Annotated in this window: 11 protein-coding genes and 2 tRNA genes; 2 read left to right on the plus strand and 11 right to left on the minus strand. The window is 66.9% G+C overall.

All coding sequences use genetic code 11. The features are described 5' to 3' along the window. Nucleotides 1-220 precede the first annotated feature (220 nt). The 9 genes from ABD774_RS04865 to ABD774_RS04900 all read right to left on the minus strand — a co-directional run bounded on the left by ABD774_RS04865 (nucleotide 221) and on the right by ABD774_RS04900 (nucleotide 17,148). Nucleotides 221-3,619 (minus strand): DUF499 family protein, encoded by a 3,399-nt coding sequence (locus ABD774_RS04865; RefSeq protein WP_345038296.1) that lies wholly within the window; start codon nucleotides 3,617-3,619, stop codon nucleotides 221-223. A 1-nt stretch (nucleotide 3,620) separates the two neighbouring features. Next, nucleotides 3,621-6,386: a DUF1156 domain-containing protein gene (locus tag ABD774_RS04870; protein ID WP_345038298.1), complete on the minus strand. Its 2,766-nt coding sequence runs from the start codon at nucleotides 6,384-6,386 to the stop codon at nucleotides 3,621-3,623. A 129-nt stretch (nucleotides 6,387-6,515) separates the two neighbouring features. Continuing rightward, nucleotides 6,516-9,926 carry a helicase-related protein gene (locus ABD774_RS04875; protein WP_345038300.1) on the minus strand — a complete coding sequence of 1,137 codons (3,411 nt, stop codon included), beginning with the start codon at nucleotides 9,924-9,926 and terminating at the stop codon, nucleotides 6,516-6,518. A 390-nt stretch (nucleotides 9,927-10,316) separates the two neighbouring features. Continuing rightward, nucleotides 10,317-10,556 carry a helix-turn-helix domain-containing protein gene (locus ABD774_RS21655; RefSeq protein WP_425554469.1) on the minus strand — a complete coding sequence of 80 codons (240 nt, stop codon included), beginning with the start codon at nucleotides 10,554-10,556 and terminating at the stop codon, nucleotides 10,317-10,319. Continuing rightward, nucleotides 10,553-11,449, minus strand: a complete 897-nt coding sequence (locus tag ABD774_RS04880; protein WP_345038302.1) for a tyrosine-type recombinase/integrase — start codon at nucleotides 11,447-11,449, stop codon at nucleotides 10,553-10,555. The genes ABD774_RS21655 and ABD774_RS04880 overlap by 4 nt, the downstream gene beginning before the upstream one ends. A 453-nt stretch (nucleotides 11,450-11,902) precedes the next feature. Then, nucleotides 11,903-14,383, minus strand: a complete 2,481-nt coding sequence (locus tag ABD774_RS04885) for a lysylphosphatidylglycerol synthase transmembrane domain-containing protein (protein ID WP_345038304.1) — start codon at nucleotides 14,381-14,383, stop codon at nucleotides 11,903-11,905. Between the two features lie 125 nt (nucleotides 14,384-14,508). Continuing rightward, nucleotides 14,509-15,171, minus strand: a complete 663-nt coding sequence (locus ABD774_RS04890) for a methionine ABC transporter permease (RefSeq protein ID WP_345038306.1) — start codon at nucleotides 15,169-15,171, stop codon at nucleotides 14,509-14,511. Further along, the gene (locus tag ABD774_RS04895; protein WP_345038309.1) at nucleotides 15,168-16,214 is read right to left on the minus strand and encodes a methionine ABC transporter ATP-binding protein; all 1,047 of its coding nucleotides are present in this window, start codon (nucleotides 16,212-16,214) and stop codon (nucleotides 15,168-15,170) included. Before ABD774_RS04895 ends, ABD774_RS04890 begins: the two co-directional genes overlap by 4 nt. 43 nt (nucleotides 16,215-16,257) lie before the next feature. Next, nucleotides 16,258-17,148, minus strand: a complete 891-nt coding sequence (locus ABD774_RS04900; RefSeq protein ID WP_345038311.1) for a MetQ/NlpA family ABC transporter substrate-binding protein — start codon at nucleotides 17,146-17,148, stop codon at nucleotides 16,258-16,260. A 259-nt stretch (nucleotides 17,149-17,407) separates the two neighbouring features. Between ABD774_RS04900 and ABD774_RS04905 the strand changes: the two genes are divergently transcribed. After that, nucleotides 17,408-18,319: an ATP-grasp domain-containing protein gene (locus tag ABD774_RS04905; protein ID WP_345038313.1), complete on the plus strand. Its 912-nt coding sequence runs from the start codon at nucleotides 17,408-17,410 to the stop codon at nucleotides 18,317-18,319. A gap of 67 nt (nucleotides 18,320-18,386) precedes the next feature. Here the strand turns inward: ABD774_RS04905 and ABD774_RS04910 are convergent. Both ABD774_RS04910 and orn read right to left on the minus strand, forming a co-directional pair. Next, nucleotides 18,387-18,459 (minus strand) — tRNA-His (locus ABD774_RS04910). A gap of 88 nt (nucleotides 18,460-18,547) precedes the next feature. Beyond that, nucleotides 18,548-19,282 (minus strand): oligoribonuclease, encoded by a 735-nt coding sequence (orn, locus tag ABD774_RS04915; RefSeq protein WP_345038316.1) that lies wholly within the window; start codon nucleotides 19,280-19,282, stop codon nucleotides 18,548-18,550. A gap of 137 nt (nucleotides 19,283-19,419) precedes the next feature. Between orn and ABD774_RS04920 the strand changes: the two genes are divergently transcribed. Beyond that, a tRNA-Arg gene (locus tag ABD774_RS04920) sits at nucleotides 19,420-19,495 on the plus strand. The last annotated feature ends 79 nt before the right edge of the window (nucleotides 19,496-19,574 follow it).

Raw genomic sequence — 19,574 nt, forward strand, 5'->3', positions numbered from 1 at the left:
ACGGCCGGCTCGAGCACCTGCGCGGCTCCGCCCTCGGATTCCGCAACCTGACGAACTACATCGCCAGAGCCCTGCTCGAGGTCGGCGGATTCAGACCCCGACTACACCCTCAATTCTGAAGAGCCGGCAAAGTGGTGCCACAGCGACGACCGCACCGACCGGCTCTCTGCCGCCTGGGCGATCAGGGTCCGCGTTCCGCGTCGGTCGTAGTTGCAGAGACCTATGCCTCTTCGAAGCCAGACTGGTCGAACTTGAGGGTGGTCGCGTTCTCGGAGATCGTGCGGCGACTGCGTTCCTCAAATCCGTCTAGCTTCGTGGCTTCAATCTCTATCCGTACCGTGAGGTCCGCGCCAGCGTCACGGAGGTGGGAGACAATTTCCTCGGCGATGTTTTTGAACTCAATCGCGTAGCGCTCTGGGTTGAGAGCTTTAACGCCGAAGAATCGGGTCTTCAAGTCAGCTGCTATCCCAGGGCCTCGGTCGTCGCTGGTGTCCAGGCCGGGCTTCCCACCGGCACCGACGTGAGGGGTGGCTTTAGAAGTGTCGGACGTGCCCCTCTCCGTACCTTCCTCCTCTTCTGTCGTTGTCGGCGTGGCCGTGAGATTTTCAGTCGCGCGCTGCAACTCAGCGATGTGCGGCTGAACGAGAAGCATCGAGTCGGAAGGACTCGGTGCCCGGTTCGTGTCCCCTGGGATCCAAAGCCCGACATAACGGTTCGCAACTTCGTCGTATTCACTCGCTAGAGCAAACGCATCGGTTTGCCAGATGAGCGGCAGGTCAAGTACCCCCTGGGCCAGCACGGACCGGTCGCGGAGCCGCGGCATGTACGGGTACTGGGAGTACAAACTCCACAGAGATCCGAGGGAGACGTGTCCCCGCTTCCAGATTTGAGGCACCGCGCTGATCGCAAGCCGGATGGTGTTGGCGGCCTGCCGGGTGGACAAGTCGCCATCGCTGCCGAGACGACGAGAAACGCGCTCGGCAAGTGCGTCCGACTGTCCCTCGACCCTGGTTTCCCGAATGATAAATGGTGCACCGGGGTCAGGTTGTGCGGGGACGAGAGCCCACGTGAACGTCTGCAGCAGACGCGCGCTCACCGTCTGATCCGCCTGTGTTCGACGCTGAGCAGCTTGGTTCTTCTGGTTCTGCGTTAAGTCAAGGTCCGCTTCGTTCGCTAGGACGTGCGTCCAGCCGAGGTAGTCGCGTGTCGCAGACTCGAGCTCCTCGAGCCGAGCCTCGTCCGCAGCAAGGAACACGACCATGTTCCGATAAGTTCTGTTCGCAGTGCCGCGATGCTCGGTCGCGGCGTGCGCGAATTCCTTTGCAGGTGAGTTCTGGCCACGCTTGTGGGCAACCTTCGGGTGTAGGACCACCAGCCGCGCTTCGTCCATGTCGGGGATGTCACTGCTCGTCTCCGGGCAAACGTGGACCCCGGCGAACCCACCCCTGGTGTGCGCTTGCCCCTGGAGCCGGCGGACGATCTCGGCCCACACGTCTTCCTTATGCAGCCTCTCGGCCTGATCTCGGGCGGTCCGAGTGATGTTGGCCTGCAGGTCGTACCAGTACTTGCCCGAACCGGCGTAGAAGTACGTTGCCCGGTCCGCGAGCTGGTTCAACGCCGAGTGGAAGTTGCCGGGCACGTCACCCGGCACAGCCGTGCCGAGGAACACCCGCTGAGTCTCCAGCCCCTTGTGCGCGGATCCAATCGTCGGCGCAGCTCCGAAGAACACCGTACGGGCCAACCGCTTAGTCAGCGACCGCTGCCCGAACGCGGGTTTCTCCTTGTCAATAAGGACGGGCTCCGAGTTCGGCCCGTCGACATCGGCGTCGATAATCGCCTTCCACGAGTCCTGCAGATACTGGGTCAGCTCGGCGTTCACACTGGCCGTCGCCAGCGGAATCGACCCTGGCATGATTAGCGGCGAGGCGTCCTCGCCCTCCCATAGCGCGTGGATAACCGTGCTCATCAGGCGCAGCACCCCCCGTGTGCGCTGGAACCGCTCCAGAGAAGACCACTCCTCGTACAGGCGGTCGAACAGCTCAGGATGGATTGGGTAAGTCCGCCGAATCCGGTCCTCGTAGGCGGGGTCACGGGACTCGCGGGGGAAGTCGCCGGAGAACTTGACGTACATCTCCCGATACGCCCGCGCAGTCGCACCAATCGCGGCCAGCGCGGCAGCGTCAGGCTGTTGGAACAGGCGTTGCTTGACGATGTGGTAGGCCTCGACCGGCGACGCCGAGCGCCACTGGTCCGCCACGCGGCGCACCACGTTCTGCAGCCGTTTGACCGCCTCTAGACCGTTTGCCCCGCCGACCTCCTCGGCACTGCCGACCACGACCTTGTCAAGATCATCCCCGGTGCTCGAAGCCGGAATCGAAATCGCCAACACGACACCCGACGTTCCCTTGGCCGCCTCAGTCAGGGTCTGCGCGAAGGTGAACTGGTCATCAAATGTGCCCCCGGCGAGGTCGTCTCGGCCGACGAGCGAGCGCGCGTAGGCCACCCATTCGTCGATCAGGATGACCGCTGGCGCATACTCCGCGAGTAACTGGTGGAGTTTCTCGCCCGGGTGGGTGCGATCGGAATCGGATCTGGCGATGATCGCGTACGCCGCCGGGCCGCCGAGCTGCCAGGCGAGTTCGCCCCAGATGGTGTTGACACGGGTGCCGTCATCCTTAACGACGCCGGAAGGGCTGAAGTGGTTGCCGACTATCGCCACACGGTTGACCTTCTGCCCTGAGTACCCGTTGGCCTTCAGCAAATCCTGGGTCTCCTGAGGGAATTCCCCAACCGGCAGGCCGGCGGCAACGTGCCACAGCGAGAGCATCGAGTGCGTCTTGCCGCCTCCAAAGTTCGTCTGGAGATTGATCACCGGCGGCGCATTGTTATCGCCCGCCAGACGGCGTACGGCTCGGCCAATGAGCTGTGAGAGACCCTCGGTGAGGTACGTGCGCTGGAAGAACGTGACTGGATCGGCGTACCCCGAATCCCGCTCGCCCCCGAAGGCCACCTTGTATAGGTCGGCCGCGAACTCCGACGCTGCAAAATTGCCTGTCGCGACGTCGTCATGCGGTCGCAATACCTCGCGCCATGGCTTGAGGCCCGTGGCTTCAGGATTGCCGACGGCCGCCTTGAGAACTCTCTTGTCGTCCTTGTCCGCCGTCACGCGGCGCAGGTTCACCTTGATTCCGTGAACCTCACCGGCCTCCTTGGCGGCACCGACAAGTTTCAGGAGACGCTCGCCCGTGTCTAGTGCGCGGTAGGCGTCCTCATCGGAGAACGTGCCGTTGTGGGCCCACGAATTACGAACCTCGCGCAGTTCGCTCGCGTACGCATCACCGGCCTTGCCCAATGCCCTATTGAAGGGGTACCAACCCGGCTTGTAGCCGCCGGTTACATTACCCTCCGTGAGCATTCGAAATTGCACTTGCGGGTCGAGCGGATCATATGCTTTGTCGGCCGGCGCGCCATTCCTCAGGTCCTTGCCCTGAACCAGCTTGAACCAGTTCGCGCCTAAAGCCTGGTCGTCCTGCCCGATCACCGAGGAGATGAAGTCGTCAAGCGCGGGCGCCATCACGCGGAACATCCGGTCGATCCGGTCACGGTTGCTCAGCGCCATATCAGTCCTCTCGGTCGAAGTCGAACGCACCCTGGGCGCCGATCGGTACCTTGCGTTCGGAACGAGCCGCTTCCAAAATCTCCGACCAGCTCGTAACGAGCGTATTGAAGCCCAAGGCGTCCTTTGTCCACCCATTCCCCTCAGCAACGCGGAACAGAAGGTGCGCAAGCTCCTTAACCAGGTCTGGATCGACTGCCCCGTCGGGCCGGCTCAGCGCCGCCTGGAGGAGGTCGCCCGCAGGCGCGATGCCGTCGCGCTCGAGCACCTTCATGAGGTGGTGTAGCACTTCCCAATTGCTCGTGTGCGCGTCGAGGAAGGGATCATAGTCCCAGCGCAGGTCTGACGGCTGGAGTAGTTGGACATTCCCAGCACGGGACACGAGCACCTCGTGCCGGTCGAGTATCTCCACGCTGGTATTGCGGGCGCGCGCAAGGCTGTCAGCATCACCGAACTTGCCTATGGAATACCCATGCTGGCGGTACCACGCGATCGCGAACCGCGATGTCGCGTCGAAGTCGCCTTCCTGCTCGTTGAGCACCTGATCAAGAATTTCGTTGATCCGAGCCAAGGCAGACCGGACTGTCATCTTTCTACCGTCGGGCTCCAGCACCCCCGCGTAACGACTGAAGACGGCCATCCCAGGGCCGATCGCAGCTTGGGGAAGATCGACTGGCGCTATCTGCCCCTGCTGAAGCTTGCGCAGCGCGTCCGGCAGTTCCGACTCCAGGGCGGCAATAAATCCTCTTCGGTCCGTAGTGGGGCTGTTCGCCGGGCGAGGTCGGAGCGAGAGGACGATGGAAGACGCAAGCGCATTAGAGTCGATGCTGCGGGTCCGGTTACCCAACTCACTGCGCATTGGCCAAGTTGAGGTTATCTCCCAGCCTGTCCTTATCATGCCCTCAAGCAAGGTTTCCCAGCCCGTAGATGCATCACCTTCAGCGCCACCCTCCGACTGCTTGAACGCGTATATCACTGTGATCGGAAATTCGGGGTTCGCTGCGCCCCGTGCACGCTCGAAGACTCGAACGAAGCCGCGCTCGAAAAATCCCTTTGCGGCTTCCCGGCCACCATGGCGGAACGGATCAGCAACCAGTTCCTCAGCTTTTGGTACAAGTACCGTCGCGAGCAGGTCGGGATGAATTTTCCTTAGAGAACGTCGAAGCCAAACATAGAAGAAGTCTGACAGGTCCGCATATCCGATATTGTCGTAGTATGGCGGGTCCGTGCTGATCAGCAATCCGTCGTACGATCGTGAAGAAGCGTCCGCTTGATCAACCGTGCCGCAAGCTGCGGGAACGAGTTGGTCGATCACTTTACTGATCCAGTTCCACTGATCGAGCATGTTGCCTGAAGAAGTGGACATGGGGTTAGCTTCGCAATAGTCCCAAACCATTGGTATCGCCTGCCGCGAAAACAGGTGACCAATACCCTCGTTCTTCACGTCGGATCGCCATGTGCACAGGGCATTATGGTAATCCGTTGCCTTTGACACTCCGAACCCGAGAAGCGTCGCAACAATATTTGCATACTCGGGAGTCCCGCCGTCAGACAGCACTCTGTCTCGCGCCTCGATCACGAGGTCACTGAAGCAGACAAGCATCGACAACTGGCGTGGAGTGAAGAGATCCGCGTACCTGCGCATCCCGTAACCCTGAACCCGAAAACCAAGTGCCTGCTCAGGAAGATCGCCCGTGGGTACATGCTCAGGCGTTTCGACGTCGGCCGCCGCCACATGCTCGGGAGTCGGCTCTAGATAAACGCGTTGGCGTTGCCCTTCCGCTACAACTGCCATCAACTGCCGGCCGATCCGTCCCGCCTTCCCCTCGCCCCGCACGTGTTCGAGCGGCACCGGCGTTCCGCATGCCAAGCACACAGCACCGAGGCGCCCGACTGTTCCGTCGGAATCGCGAGTTGGCGCGCCTTCGCGCCCAAACCCAATCGAGTACTGCACCCGCTGCCCCGATGGATGTGAATGGTCAGTGACTACGCTCGGAACGACAAAAGCTTCTTTGCCCTTCTTCTTACCAAGCCACCATGATCGGACCAGAGGCATCTCGATACCACACCCGGGGTTGTGACAGGTGATAGATCGTGCCCAAATCCACGCGATCACTGTTGCACGACTGCCATCGGACAGCACCGCATCGGGATACATCGCTCCAATTCGACGCACCGCCTCACCGCGCATCCATGCGCCATAAGCACGGACGTCAGCAGCGAGACCTTCGGCGCCCTTCCATGTTGTAATTTGTGAGTCTGCGATTCCCGGGAACACTGGGGGCTGATCACGCACCGTCGGTGGCGCTTCGATCAGTGCTTTGTTGATCAGAACGGCGACGGGGTTGAGGTCCGATGCGTGCGCGCGTAGACCTAGCCGCTGGGCTTCAAGTGGAATCGTCCCGCCACCCGCGAACGGATCGATGATCTCTGGTGGTGAACCCAGAGTTGACTTGGCGATCTCGGCCCTAGCCTCTCGGAGGAGTCGCTCATCCCGCACGTTCTCCCAGGCCACCAGACGCTCGATGAGGCTGTGGAGTCGCTCACGTTCCTTTCGTTGGAGGTCCTCGGTCGGAAACTCATCTGGCCTCGAACTAGGGTCATCAACCAACTGCGCAAATAGGACTGCGCGAGCTGCGGCCAGCGGCCGGCGGGCCCACCACAAGTGCAGCGTCGACGGGTGCCCGTGGCGTATCGACTTCTCACGCGCAGATTCCCGGTTGATGGCTTCGAGTGGCAGGGCCACCTCGATCAGCTTGCGCTTTTGCACTCTTCTCCGACTTTCAGTTTCCGAGCGCTCGAAGCGCTTGTACAGGCGTCTTGCTTAGTAACTAGACTAATAGATTAGATACGGCTGCCGACGGTTTGCGTGCGTGCCTTGCTCGATGTCATGCATCGGTCAGAACGGTGTCTTACCTTTCGCCCACGTCTTGGCCCAGTCTCCCTTGACCCCTGTTGCTTCGAAGTCGCCAAGGTCTGTCGTGGCGAACGGGTCATCCAAGTAGCGGACGTCGTCATGTGGGGCTCCGCGCGGGTCTACCTTGACAAGGGCGAGCCTGTAGCGAGGGACGGCGTTCTTGCCAGTTATGACTTCGTTATGGGTCACGAAGAAATCGGTGGCACCGTCAAGCCGAGCCTTCACTTCAATCCGGTAGGTATCGCCGTTTCTGTCTGTGGAGAGTATGTCGAAGCCTGGGTTGTTGAACGCCTGCTCGACCGGAATGCGACCGAGCTCGCGCTCGCGCGCCATGACGAGATCGACCCCGCGGCGCTCCACGGCCTTCGTCTCCTTGGCGTGGATCGGCGCGGTCGCTGGCACTTCCCCTTCTAGCATCGTCAGCGGCAGCACAAGGGCCGCAGTAAGAATGATCGGGGGCTTCGCCGACATCAGTGCTTGCTGGTCGATCTTCGCCATGCGCTTACGCAAGCGGCTGTCAAGCTCAAGAGCCTTGCGATTGAGGCTCTCGGCAGACTCCTTGGGCTTCTCGCCGGCGCGCTCCTTCTCGCCTGCGATGGTTGCGTCCATGAGCAAGCGGTCGCGCTCGTGCTCGAGCCGGCGCTTCACGAGTTCCCTAGTCTTGGCGAGCTCGGCTGCGCGACGCGGTCGGACTTCGGCGAGGTAGTCCGGAAGCCGGTTGGCGATGATCCAACTCGTTGCTCTGTCCTCCGCCTCGCCGAGCCATGGCAGTGCCCTCGCTGCGGCGGTGGTCGGCGTGTCAGGTGCGGCGGCACCGTCCAGGTATGGGGCAGGTCCGGCTGGGGCAACACTGCCCAATCTGTCGACGAACGCATAGCCGAACCGCTTGTTCACACTCGCACCCGTCGCGTCGGTAATTTCTTCGACAACGCCCACCAGCAGTTGCGGCTCCTCAATTGTTGAGGACACCAGGACGGTTCCTTTGTTCAGCGCGCTGCCGAACTGGCCGACCAGTTCGTCGGTGACGGCATCGTGCAGCGGGTGGCCTGGGGCGAGCAGGTCGGCACGGGGTAGGCCCTCAGCCTCGACCCGCGACAAGTCAAAGCACACCCGGTCGTACCTCGTCGCGATCGGTCCGTGCTTCGAGGCGCGGATGGGTGCCGGGACGTTGCCGATCTCGTACCGGCCCTTCTCCCGTCGGGCAATACGTCCGCCGAGTCGGGTGAAGGCGGCGTTGAAGGCGAGCTCGATGTAGTGCGGCTGCAGTCTCCGGGCGCGCGCCTCGTCCATGGCCGCGCGTAGGGCTTGCAGGTCGGCGTCAGCAAGGCGGTCAGAAGCAAGCGCGCGTTCGTCGAGTAACTCCTTGAGGCCCTCGCCCACCTTGGAGTCGATAACCTCGTGCATTTTGGCGCGCGTCTCGGGGAGCTCGCCGTACTGGATGGCGTCCTTGAGCAGGTTGCGCAGCGGCGTCTCGGCGAACGCATCGCCGAGCACGTCGAAGACCTTGCCGCCGTAGGTTTTGCGCATGATGTCCAGCTTGTCCAGGAGGCGCTGGAAAACTTCACCTTCGCGGGTGTTGGACGCCACAAGGTTCCACAGACGACAGACCTCTTCTTGCCCAATGCGGTGGATACGCCCGAAGCGCTGCTCGATGCGGTTGGGGTTCCAGGGCAGGTCGTAGTTCACCATCAGGTGCGCGGCCTGCAGGTTTAGGCCTTCGCCGGCGGCATCGGTTGCGATGAGGATCTGCACATCGCCGTTCTTGGTGAACTCCTCGGTGATCTGCCGCCGGTCTCCGCGGCGAACACCACCGTGGATAGCCTTCACCGCCTCGGTCTTGCCGATTAACGCGCGGATCTTGTGGGTGAGGTAGTCCAGGGTGTCGCGGTGCTCGGTGAAGATAATTAGTTTGCGCGGCCAACCCTTGGAGTCGGTCGTTAGGGCGTGGTCTTGGAGGATCTGGGACAGTTCGGTCCACTTGCGGTCCGTGCCAGAGTCGCGCACCTTCTTGGCGATCTTGACCAGCTCGCTGAGCTCGACGATCTCCTTGGTGAGCTCCTCGAGCGTCTGCGCCGCGGTAGCCGCGTCGAGCAGTTCTTCCTCGATGTGCTCGATTTCCTCGGCATTGAACTCGTCGTCGTCGATCTCCTCCAGATCGAACACGGGTTCCGTTTCGGTGTACTTGCCCGCCAAGATGTCGGCCTTGCGGCGCTCGAGCCGGTCGGTGCGGCGGACCAGTGACTTGTAGATCGCCTCGGGGCTGGAGGCCAGGCGTCGCTGCAGGACGGTCAGGGCGAACCCGACGGTGTTCTTTGCCTTGCCGTTGAGCTTTTCGGCACGGTTCATCCCTTCGCGCACGTATGAGGTGACCATCTCGTACAGGTCGTATTCCAGTGCAGTCAGCTCGTACGGCACCGTCTCGGCGATCCGCTCGGGGAACAGCCGCTTGCCCTCGAACGTGAGCAGGTCTTCCTTGACCATGCGGCGCATGATGCCGGTGGTGTCGGCGGTCTTCTTGTTCTTGCCCTCGAACCGGTCCTTGTCCAGCAGGGTCAAGAAGACCTGGAAGTCCTCTTCCTTACCCGAGTGCGGGGTCGCGGTCATGAGCAGCAGGTGCCGGGTGATGCCGCCGAGCACCTCGCCGAGCTGGAACCGTCGTGTCTTGTTCAGCTTGCCGCCGAAGTAGTGCGCGCCCATGCGGTGCGCCTCGTCAACGACGATCAGGTCCCAATCAGTCTCCTTGAGCTGGGCCTGGAGGTCCTCATTGCGCGAGAGCTGATCCATGCGCGCGATCAGCAGGGGGTACTGCTCGAACACGTTGACGTTGATGCTCGCGTCGATCAGCTGGTTGGTCAGCAGGTCGAACCGCAGCCCGAACTTGAAGAACAGCTCATCCTGCCACTGCTCCACCAGCCCGCCTGGCGCGACGACGAGGGCGTGCTTCACGTCGTCGCGCAGCAGCAGCTCCTTTATGTACAGGCCGGCCATGATGGTCTTGCCCGCACCCGGATCATCCGCCAGCAAGAACCGCAACGGCGTGCGCGGCAGCAGCTCGCCATAGACAGCACGGATTTGGTGGGGCAACGGCTGCACATCCGATGTGGCGACCGCCAGCATCGGGTCGAACAGACCGGCCAGCTTGATCCGCTGCGCCTCCGCGACGAGCTTAAAGTCCGCTGCGTTCGCGTCAAACGCGCGGCTGCCCGTGCGGGCGACGGAGAGCCTGCCCTGATCCTTGCGGAAGACGACCTGCTGCCCCAATCCGCCAGAGGTGGTCTTGTACGTGAGTTCGACAGCCTCGGTGCTGTGCGCCTGGGCGGCGATGACCGTGATCACCTCGGCCGGGATCAGTCCGTCGATCCGCAGCCCCGGCTTGAGCTCTTCAAGCAACAAGGACGCCTCCTGTGGTTGCTCGCCACCTTAACGGCCGGGTCCGACACTCATGCCGCTTGAAGGCGTGGAACCGATCTCACCGTGTTGGTTCACCTCAGTAGTCTTCCGAGAACTTGCCAGTGACCGTGAGGGCAGATGAACAAGCAGGAGCGTCAGGATCTCGAGGTGACGGTCGCAGAAGTCAGCGACTGAGTCAGCTCGGACGAGTCTGTTCGCACTCAGCGTGCATAGATTACGAGCGACGGTCGAGACGCATGAAGCCTGTGCTTCCCACCGTCGTTGACGCCTTCGCGATGGTCGCAAGGCACGGGCTGTTCTGCCCCTGGGTCCGGACGAGATCCATCACTTAGTCGCGATGGCTCGACCGCCTCATTCGGGGACTCATCGACGTCAGCGACTACGGACGAACGTCAAGAGATCCGCTGCGTGCACACACCATTGCTGGTGAGACCCGACTCTCTCGGCCGGAAGTGTGCCGGTGCGGACAAGGTTGTAAGCCCGTGTCTTGCTGATGCCCAAGAGTTTGGCAGTCTCGGCGAGTGTGTAGAACCGGAAGAGGGGAAGGATAATCGCTGGCGCCGAAGTGAAATCTCCATGCCCTTCCTCAACGTGACACGGACGCGGAGTCATGCTGCCGTCCCTCTCGGAGAGTGGAGCCGCGCTCCGGAGCCGGCTCGCAGTACTGCGCCTGTGGGGGCCAGGACGTAGATCTGTGTCGTCGAGACCGATGAGTGCCCGAGGAGGTCACGGACGGCGACAAGATCGTTCTCGACGGCGTACGCCGCGGTGGCGTACCCATGCCGGAGGGAGTGTGGCGTCCACGGTCGCGGGAGCACTGCGGTGATGAGTTTGCCGACCCGGTCGGTGCAAAGGTGGCTCGCCCGGTGGGGAGACGGGAAAAGCCACCCGGTCGGTCGCTCACGGATGCGTTCGGCCAGGCTCTGCGAGATAGGGACGAGCCGTTCGCGCCGGCCCTTGCCGTTGACGCGGAGGAAGTCGATGCCGTGGTGCCGCTCGACGTCGCGAGTGTGGACGGCTGCGATCTCGGCCCGGCGCAGGCCGCAGTCGCGGGCGAGCTCAAGCATGAGTTGCACGCGAGGGGATGCGATGCTCATAGCCCGCTCGACGATGTCGTCGGGGATGGGGCGTGGCTGGTAGTGGCCTGGCCGGGAGCGTGGCAGCAGGCTGGCTGGGTCATGGTCGGCCAGCCCTACCGCGCGGGCCCAGGCGTAAAAACCTCGGACGGCCGCTCGCACCGCACGCCGGTACGACGGCGTCCAGGAGGGGTGGTCCGCGAGCCACTCCGCGAGGTCCTGGGTCGTCAGGCTCCAGGGCGCCCGGTCGGCCCGATCACGGGCGAGCCGGGTGATTTGTGTACGGCGCACAGCCACGGAGTCCTTCGGTCGGCCGTCGGACTTCAGCCACCGGAGCCAGCCGGTGATCGGCGCTCGCCAGTGCTCCGGCAGCAAGTAGCTCCCCATCACCGGTGCCACGACGCCGCTCCCGTCCGAGTGTTCTCGCATCGACTCTCCACCTCACGATCAAGCACCAAACGACATCAACCGCCACGAGCGTGACCCGACGGACACACGCTCGCCCGCCTGCATCCACAGGCGGGCGGCATTCGAGAGGTCGGTGTGGCTGTGTAGAACTGATGGCTGCGAAGGCGGTATGGGCGTGAGCGCTCGGCGCCGTTTGTGGATCTCCCGTCAGGCGACGATGCGGAGGTGGCGCCGGAAGGGCGGGCGCGGGGGGCCGACGACATCGTCGTCGCCCGGGCTTGTGACCTGCGGCTGCGTGTATTCAGTGGGTTCTGGGTTCAAGTCCCAGGCGGTGTACTTCCGAAGGTCCCTGTCCCGCTCCGCGGGGCGGGGACCTTCGTCGTCGCGGCGCGGGCCGGTGCCGGCACCACCCCTGGGAGGAGCATGGTCAGGCCTCCGGCGACCACCGAGCGACCACGGTGGCCGCGGCGCCCTCTAGAGCGCGCCGCGGCGCATCAGGTGTCGCAGCGTCACCCAGCCGAGGGGGATCTGCACCCAGAACGTCACGACCCGGAAGAGCACAGTGGCGGACACCGCCACGCCGGGGCCGACCCCCAGGGCCGTGAGCCCGGCGATGAGGGCGACCTCGATGGACCCGATGCCGCCGGGGGTCGGCACGACGGACCCCGCGGCGTTCCCCGCGAAGTACACGATCGCCACCTGGATGGCCGTGAGGTGCTCGCCGAAGGACGCCAGGCTGCAGTAGAGGGCGAGGATCCAGCCCAGGCTGGTCACGGCGTTGCCGAGCACGGCGAGGGCCAGGCGCCGGGGGTGGCTGCCGAGGGTGACCACGAGAGGCCAGGTCTGGCGGACGACCGGCAGGACGGTCCGGCCGAGCCACTCGCGCAGCGGACGGATCAGCAGCGCGGCGCCCACGGTGCCCACCACGGCAGCGAGCGTCACCAGCGTGGCGGGGCTGGTCGTGGGGACGGGGGCGGCGGAGGCGCCGGAGAGCACCGAGAGCACCACCAGCAGCAGGACGGTCACCGCGAACTGCGACACCTGCACCAGCGCCACCGTGGCCAGCGCCAGCGCGGTGGCGACCCCGCGACGGGTGAACATCCGGACGTTGAGGGCCGCCGGCCCGAGCCCCGCGGGGGCCGCGAGGGCCACGAAGGAGGCGGCGACCTGCACGCGCACCGCGCGCCAGAACGGGAGCCGGACGGGGGAGAGCGCGACGTACGTCGTCGCCACGCCGGCGAAGGTGAGCAGGCCCAGGGCGAAGGCGGCCACGCTCCACCGCCAGTCGCCCCTGGTGAGCGCCGCGGAGATGTCCTCGAGGTTGACGGTCGTCAGGACCACCACCACCGCCACGGCCGCGACGGTCACGGTGAACGCCTGGCGGCCCCCGAGCCGGACGAGGCGGACCGGCTCCACACCTCCCCCTGGCGTCGTGCCGGCTCCTGGTGCCGCGCCGGCCTCCGGCGCCCCGTCGGCGCCGGGCTCCGGGCCGACCAGCGCCGCCCGCAGCTCAGTGAGCACCTCGCGCCGGCGCCGCAGCTCCTCGCGCGTCGCGCGCGGGAGGGCCACGGGCTGCAGCAGCGCGGCGAGGGCCCGCAGGTCGGTCGGCGCCAGCTCGTTCCGCGCCGAGGCCACCGCGCGGGCGGTGCCGACGCGCAGCGCGAGCAGCGTGAGCATCTGCGCGAGATCGGCGCGCCGGAGAAGCTCGGAGGCGGCGACCGTGCCGGACTCCCAGTGCGTGAACCAGACGCGCGGCACCGGCCCGGACAGGTCGGCTCGCACCGTCCGCGAGCTGAGCCCCCGGTGCGCGACGCCGCACCGGTGCACGCGCCGCAGCTGCTCCCAGATGCGGTGCAGCAGCTCGTCGGTCACTTGTTCCGGCGGGAGCTGGGCGAGCGCCGTCGCCATCCCCGCCTCGTCCTGCACGATCACCGTCGAGTCGCGCGCGACCGCGACGGCGTGCACCGCGGGCGCACCCGCCCCGGTCTCCCGCACCAGCGAGGTGAGCGCCACGACGTGCTCGGCCGTCTCCCGGGCCGACAGCGGCGGCGCCCCGACCTCGCGGAGCCGCACCGCCTCCCACAGCCGGGAGAGCGTGGCGACCACCTGCCGGTCGCCGTCGAGGACCAGGAGCTCGAGATGCCGCCCGTCCTCGGTGACGAGCGCGTACCGGCGGTGGCCCGCCGCGGGGCGCCGCGTGATGCTGACCGGCTCGAGCCCGGCCCGCCGGACGGCGTCGGCCAGCTCCGTCCCGTACGCCCGGTCGGTGCGCACGCCCACCAGGTACCGCACCGCCAGGCCGGTCGCCCGCCCGAGGAGCAGGGCCAGCGCTGATCCCAGCGGAGCGGCCTGGGCGGTGACGAGCGAGATCCCGACCGTCACCCACACGGCGCCCCAGGACCATGCCACGCTGCGCCGTCGGCCTCTCGGCCCGGCGACCGTGAGCAGCGCCGCGACCATGGACAGGGACACCGGCACGGTCAGCTCCGGCCCGCCGTCCCGGGTGACGGCGAGGCCGCGCACGAGGCTCCCGGTCCCGATCTCGCGGAGGCCGACGACGACCACGCTGCACAGCACAATCCCGACCACGCCGGCGAGGAGGCTCGTGCCGGCCTGTCGGACGGCGCGGCGCAGGACCAGCTCGGCGAGAACGACGAGCGGGACGACGAGCGCGACGACCCGCTCGAGGATGGCGGCCGGGACGATGACGAACTGCCGCAGCAGCCCGTCCAGGCCCTGCACGTCCGCGGCCAGCCCCGTCGTCGTGCCATGGGCGAAGGAGGCCAGGAACATCGTGAGAGCCACGCCAAGGAGCGACAGCCCGACCCCGATGGCGTCGGTGGGGTCGTGCACCGTGTCGGGCACCGGGTCGTCGAGGATCGTGACGGCCGGCCGCGCGCCGACGCCCCGCCCGGCCGTCTCCTCGGGGCGTGGCGGCTCCGCGGGCCCCGCCATGCCGGTGACTCTAGCCAGACCCGGGCGTGAGCGACGGTGAACGAGGCGAACGGCGTCCCGGGGCTCAGGCCGCCGGCGTCGGGACGTGGGCGGGCGCGGCCACGACGGCGGAGGCGGACGCGGCGCTACCGGCGCAGCACCTTGCGGGCGAGGTAGTTCCCGAGGAACTGGACGAGCTGCACGATCACGACGATGACCAGCACGGTGACGTAGGTGACCACCCAGTCGAACCGCTGGTAGCCCTGCGTGAGCGCGAAGTTACCCAGGCCGCCGCCTCCCACGATGCCCGCCAGGGCCGACATGTCCACCACGGCGACGAAGAGGAACGTGTAGCCCAGGATCAGCGGCGCCAGCGCCTCCGGGATGATCACCGTGCGGATGATCCGCATGGGCGAGGCACCCATCGACCGGGCCGCCTCGATCACCCCCGGGTCGAGGGCCACCAGGTTCTGCTCCACGATCCGGGCCGTCGCGAAGGAGGCCATGGTCGCCGCCGGCACGATGAAGGCGTCGGTGCCGATCCGCGATCCCGTCAGGGTGATGGTGAGGGGACCGATGGCCGTGATGAAGATGACGAACGGGATCGGCCGCACGAAGTTCACCAGCACGTTCAGCGCCGCGAAGACGTACCGGTTCTCCAGCAGCCCGCCCCGCCGGGTGGTGTACAGCACCAGACCCAGCACGAGCCCGATCGCGCCGCCGATCCCGAGCGAGAGCGCGACGATGTAGAGCGTCTCCCAGAACGCCTGGAGGAAGACCGGCCAGTCGTTCGCCCAGTCGAACTTCATGAGCGCTCCCTCCCCGCCAGCGACGGGTAGTCCTCGACGGTGGTGAACCTGCGCAGCTCCGCGAGCGCCTGGTCGATGGCGGCCGGCTCGCCGGTCAGGGCGAGCGTGAGCGAGCCGAACGGGCGCTCACCGATCTCGGTGATCCCGCCGTAGACGATGGCGCCGTCCACCTCGCGGTCGGCGAAGGTCCGCATGATGCGCGCGGAGGAGCCCGTGTCCTCCTGCACCGCGACGGTGACCAGCGTCCCGGGGTGGCTCGCCGCGAGGCGGGCGAGCACCTCGGGGCTCGGCCGGTCGCGCAGCGACGTGCCGACGAAGCGCCGGGTCGCCTCCTGCTGCGGGTGCGAGAAGACGTCGTACACGGCGCCCATCTCGACGACCCGCCCGTGCTCCATGACCGCGACCCGGTCGCACAGGTACTTGACCACGTCCATCTCGTGGGTGATGACCACGATCGTCAGGCCGAGCTCCGAGTTGACCCGGCGCAGCAGGCCGAGCACCTCGCGGGTGGTCTCCGGGTCGAGCGCGGAGGTGGCCTCGTCGGCCAGGAGGATCTTGGGGTGGCTGGCGAGCGCCCGGGCGATGCCCACGCGCTGCTTCTGCCCGCCGGAGAGCTCGGCCGGCCGGGCCTCCGCCTTGTCGGACAGGCCGACGAACTGCAGCAGCTCGGCCACGCGCGCACGCCTGCGTTCGGCGTCCCACCCGGCGACCCTCAGCGGGTAGGCCACGTTCTCCGCGACGGACTTGGAGGAGAAGAGGTTGAACTGCTGGAACACCATGCCGATGTCCGTGCGCAGCGGGCGCAGCTGCTTCTCGCTGAGCGAGGACACGGTGTGCCCGTCCACCCACACGGTGCCGGAGGACGCCCGCTCGAGCCCGTTGACGAGGCGCACGAGGGTGGACTTGCCGGCGCCCGAGTAGCCGATGACCCCGAAGATCTCGCCCTCGTGGATGTCGAGCGTGACGTCCTCGACGGCGTGCACCGCCCTCGGTCCCTCGCCGAAGGTCTTGTGCACGCCGTCGAACCGGATGATCGGAGTCATGCGCCCATCTTCCCGGCGACCGGCGTCCGCCGCCCGGCGGGTGTCATTCGGCGATGCTCGCCTGGACCTCGGCGAGGATCTCCTGGAGCTCCTCGGCGCCCTGGTCGGCCAGGGAGGCGGTGCCGCCCGCGGACTCCTGCAGCGCCTCAGTGACCTCGGGGGACTTGTGGATCTCGACGAGCTGCTGGTACGTCTCGTTGTCGGCGTCCTCGGCGCGGGCCACCCAGACGTTGATGTACGGGCGGGCGCCCTCGGACTCGGCGCTGTCGGCGAAGAGCGCGTCCTCGGGGTTGAGCCCGGCGTCATCGATGAAGTCGTTGTTGACGATGGACGCGTCGACCGAGTCGAGCGAGACGACCGTCTGGTTCGCGTCGACGGGGGTGACGGTGACCTTCGACTCCTCCGCGACGACGTCGGTCGGGTCCGGCACGACGCCGGCGTCGTCGGCCAGCTTGATGAGACCCGCCTCCTCGAGGACGAAGAGGGCGCGCGCCTGGTTGGTGACGTCGTTCGGGATCGCGATCTCGCCGCCGTCCGGGATGTCCTCCACGGCGTCGTGCTTGAGCGAGTACAGCGCGAGCGGGTACACGGCGGTGGCGCCGATCGGGGTGAGGTCCTGGCCGTCGGCCTCGTTGTACTGGGCCAGGTAGAGGATGTGCTGGAACTGGTTGAGATCGAGGTCGCCGTCCGTCAGCGCCGGGTTGGGCTGGGTGTACTCGGTGAAGTCGACGATCTCGACGGAGATGCCCTCCTCCTCGGCGAGGTCCTCGAAGATGGGCCACTGCGGGTCCGAGGCGCCGACCACGCCGATGCGCACCGGGTTCTCCTCGGTGCCCTTCTCGGCACTGTCGGCGTCCGAGCCGCCACACGCGGCCAGGGTGAGGGCGAGGGCGGCGGAAGCTCCGAGAGCGGCACCGCGGCGCAGGTTGAACATGTCAGTCCTTCGGGGTCGGTCCGGCCCGCCGGAGGGTGGCGGGGACCGGGGGAGCTGCCCGGATCGGCGGCTCGACTGCATCCAGGGAACCTCGCGGGGACCCCTCGCCGAAAGCCGTGGACCTCCAAGTCTCAGATGGTGAACGGCCGCCGCGGGGCATTGAGGTGTACCTCACATCCCGGCAGGGCGGAGCGCCGAACCGCAGCCCGGTCACCGGCCGCCGTCTGCGCCCGACGGGGGCGCGCGGTAGGTTGACCGCGTGTCAAAGCCGATCGTGACCCTCGCAACCTGCGCGGCGCTGCCCCAGCTCTCCGAGGATGATGCCCCCCTGCCCGACGCCCTCGCCGAGCGCGGCATCGAGCCGCGCGTCGCGGTGTGGGACGACCCGAGCGTGGACTGGTCCGCGGCCGGGACGGTCGTGGTCCGCTCCGTCAGTGACTACGCGCCCCGGCGCGAGGAGTTCGTGCGCTGGGCCGAGTCCGTCCCGCGGATCTGCAACCACGCCGACGTGATCCGCTGGAACACGGACAAGCACTACCTGCTCGAGCTGGAGAAGCGCGGGATGCCGACCATCCCCACCGTGTGGCTCGAGCCGGAGCGCAACCTCAGCAAGCACCAGGTGCACACCCGCTTCCCGGCGGGCGGAGACTTCGTGGTCAAGCCCGCCGTCTCCTCCGGCGCCCACGACACCGGTCGCTACACGGCGGTCGACGCCGTCTCGCGCCAGCAGGCGATCGGGCACGCGATGGACCTGCTCTCGCAGGGCCGGGCCGTCATGGTGCAGCGCTACCTCGAATCCGTCGACCAGCGCGGCGAGACGGCGCTGATCTTCATGAACGGGCTCGTCTCGCACGCCGTCGAGAAGGAGGCCATGCTCCACGGGCCCTTCCGCGGCGAGACGGACGCTCCCCAGGAGGTCGCGCACGCCCGGCAGGCCACCGAGGCCGAGTGGCACCTGGGCGAGGAGGCCCGCAAGGCGATCCACTCCTACATCAAGGACCGGATGGGCCGCGACGAGCAGCTGACCTTCTGCCGCATCGACGTCGTCGAGGGCGAGGACGGCATGCACGTGATGGAGGTGGGGCTGGTGGACGCCTCGCTCTACCTGTCCACCACGCCGGGCGCGGTGGACAACTTCGCCGACGCGATCGCGGTGCGCGCCTTCTGGTGAGAGGCGCCCGGACCGGGTGAGACAGAGGAAGGGCGGGCCGCCGGAGCGGCCCGCCCTTCCTTCTCGGGGTGAGTGACGGGACTTGAACCCGCGACATCCGCGACCACAACGCGGCGCTCTACCAGCTGAGCTACACCCACCATCGTCGACCGCGATCACCCGCGGCAACAGTGGACGAGCATAGCGGATCTGAGGGGCCCGCCTGTAACCCGCCGACCGTGGTCTGGGTCACGCCGGTGCGTCGGTGCCCCGCCCGAGCCCCGCCGGCGCGGCGCCGTGGGCGGCGTCCTCGGCGGGCTTCTCCGCGAGCGCGGCCTCCTGCGCCAGGGCCTCGACGACGGCGGAGGTCGGGGCGGCGGCGACCGCGGTGGCGGCGGCCCGGGCGGTGGGGGTGTCGGGTCCCTCGCCCTCCGGGAACAGCACCGCGCGGTAGTACCGGAGCTCGTCGATGGACTCGAGGATGTCGGCCAGCGCGCGGTGCCCGCCGTTCTTCGCCGGGGACTGGAAGTAGGCGCGCGGGTACCAGCGGCGCGCGAGCTCCTTGATCGAGGAGACGTCGATGATCCGGTAGTGCAGGTGGTCGACCAGCTCGGGCATGTCGCGGGCCAGGAACGACCGGTCCGTGCCGACGGAGTTGCCCGCCAGCGGCGCCTTGCGCGGCTCGGGCACCCACCGGCGCACGTACTCGAGCACCTTCTCCTGCGCGTCGGCCATGGTCAGCCCCGCGTCGAGCTCCTCGAGCAGACCGGAGGCGGTGTGCATGGTCCGCACGACGTCGCCCATCTGCTCGACCGACCCCGGGGTGGGGGCGATGACCAGGTCGACGCCGGCGTCGAGCGGGACGAGCTCGGAGTCCGTGACGACGACGGCGACCTCGATGAGGGCGTCCTTCTCGAGGTCCAGCCCGGTCATCTCGCAGTCGATCCAGACGATCGGGTCCGTGGGTGCGGTGTTTCGGCTCACCGGGTCAGGGTACGGCGCGCCCCGGACGACTCGAACCTGGAACGCGGCGACGAGGTGCCGCCCGGCACGACTCCAGCTCTCGCGATCACGGCACCGGACGGGCACGAGCGCCCGCGCAGGCTAACCTTTCTGCCCGAGCCCCCGTAGCTCAGCGGATAGAGCACCCGCCTTCTAAGCGGATGGCCGCAGGTTCGAACCCTGCCGGGGGCGCCAGAGCCGGTGCCGTCGGCGCGCGGCCGTCACCGCGTCGGCACCCCGCGGGCGGACGGTGCGGCGCGACCCTCGTGCGCCG

Origin of the sequence: Georgenia daeguensis (assembly GCF_039537705.1) — a bacterium.
Lineage (GTDB): Bacteria > Actinomycetota > Actinomycetes > Actinomycetales > Actinomycetaceae > Georgenia > Georgenia daeguensis.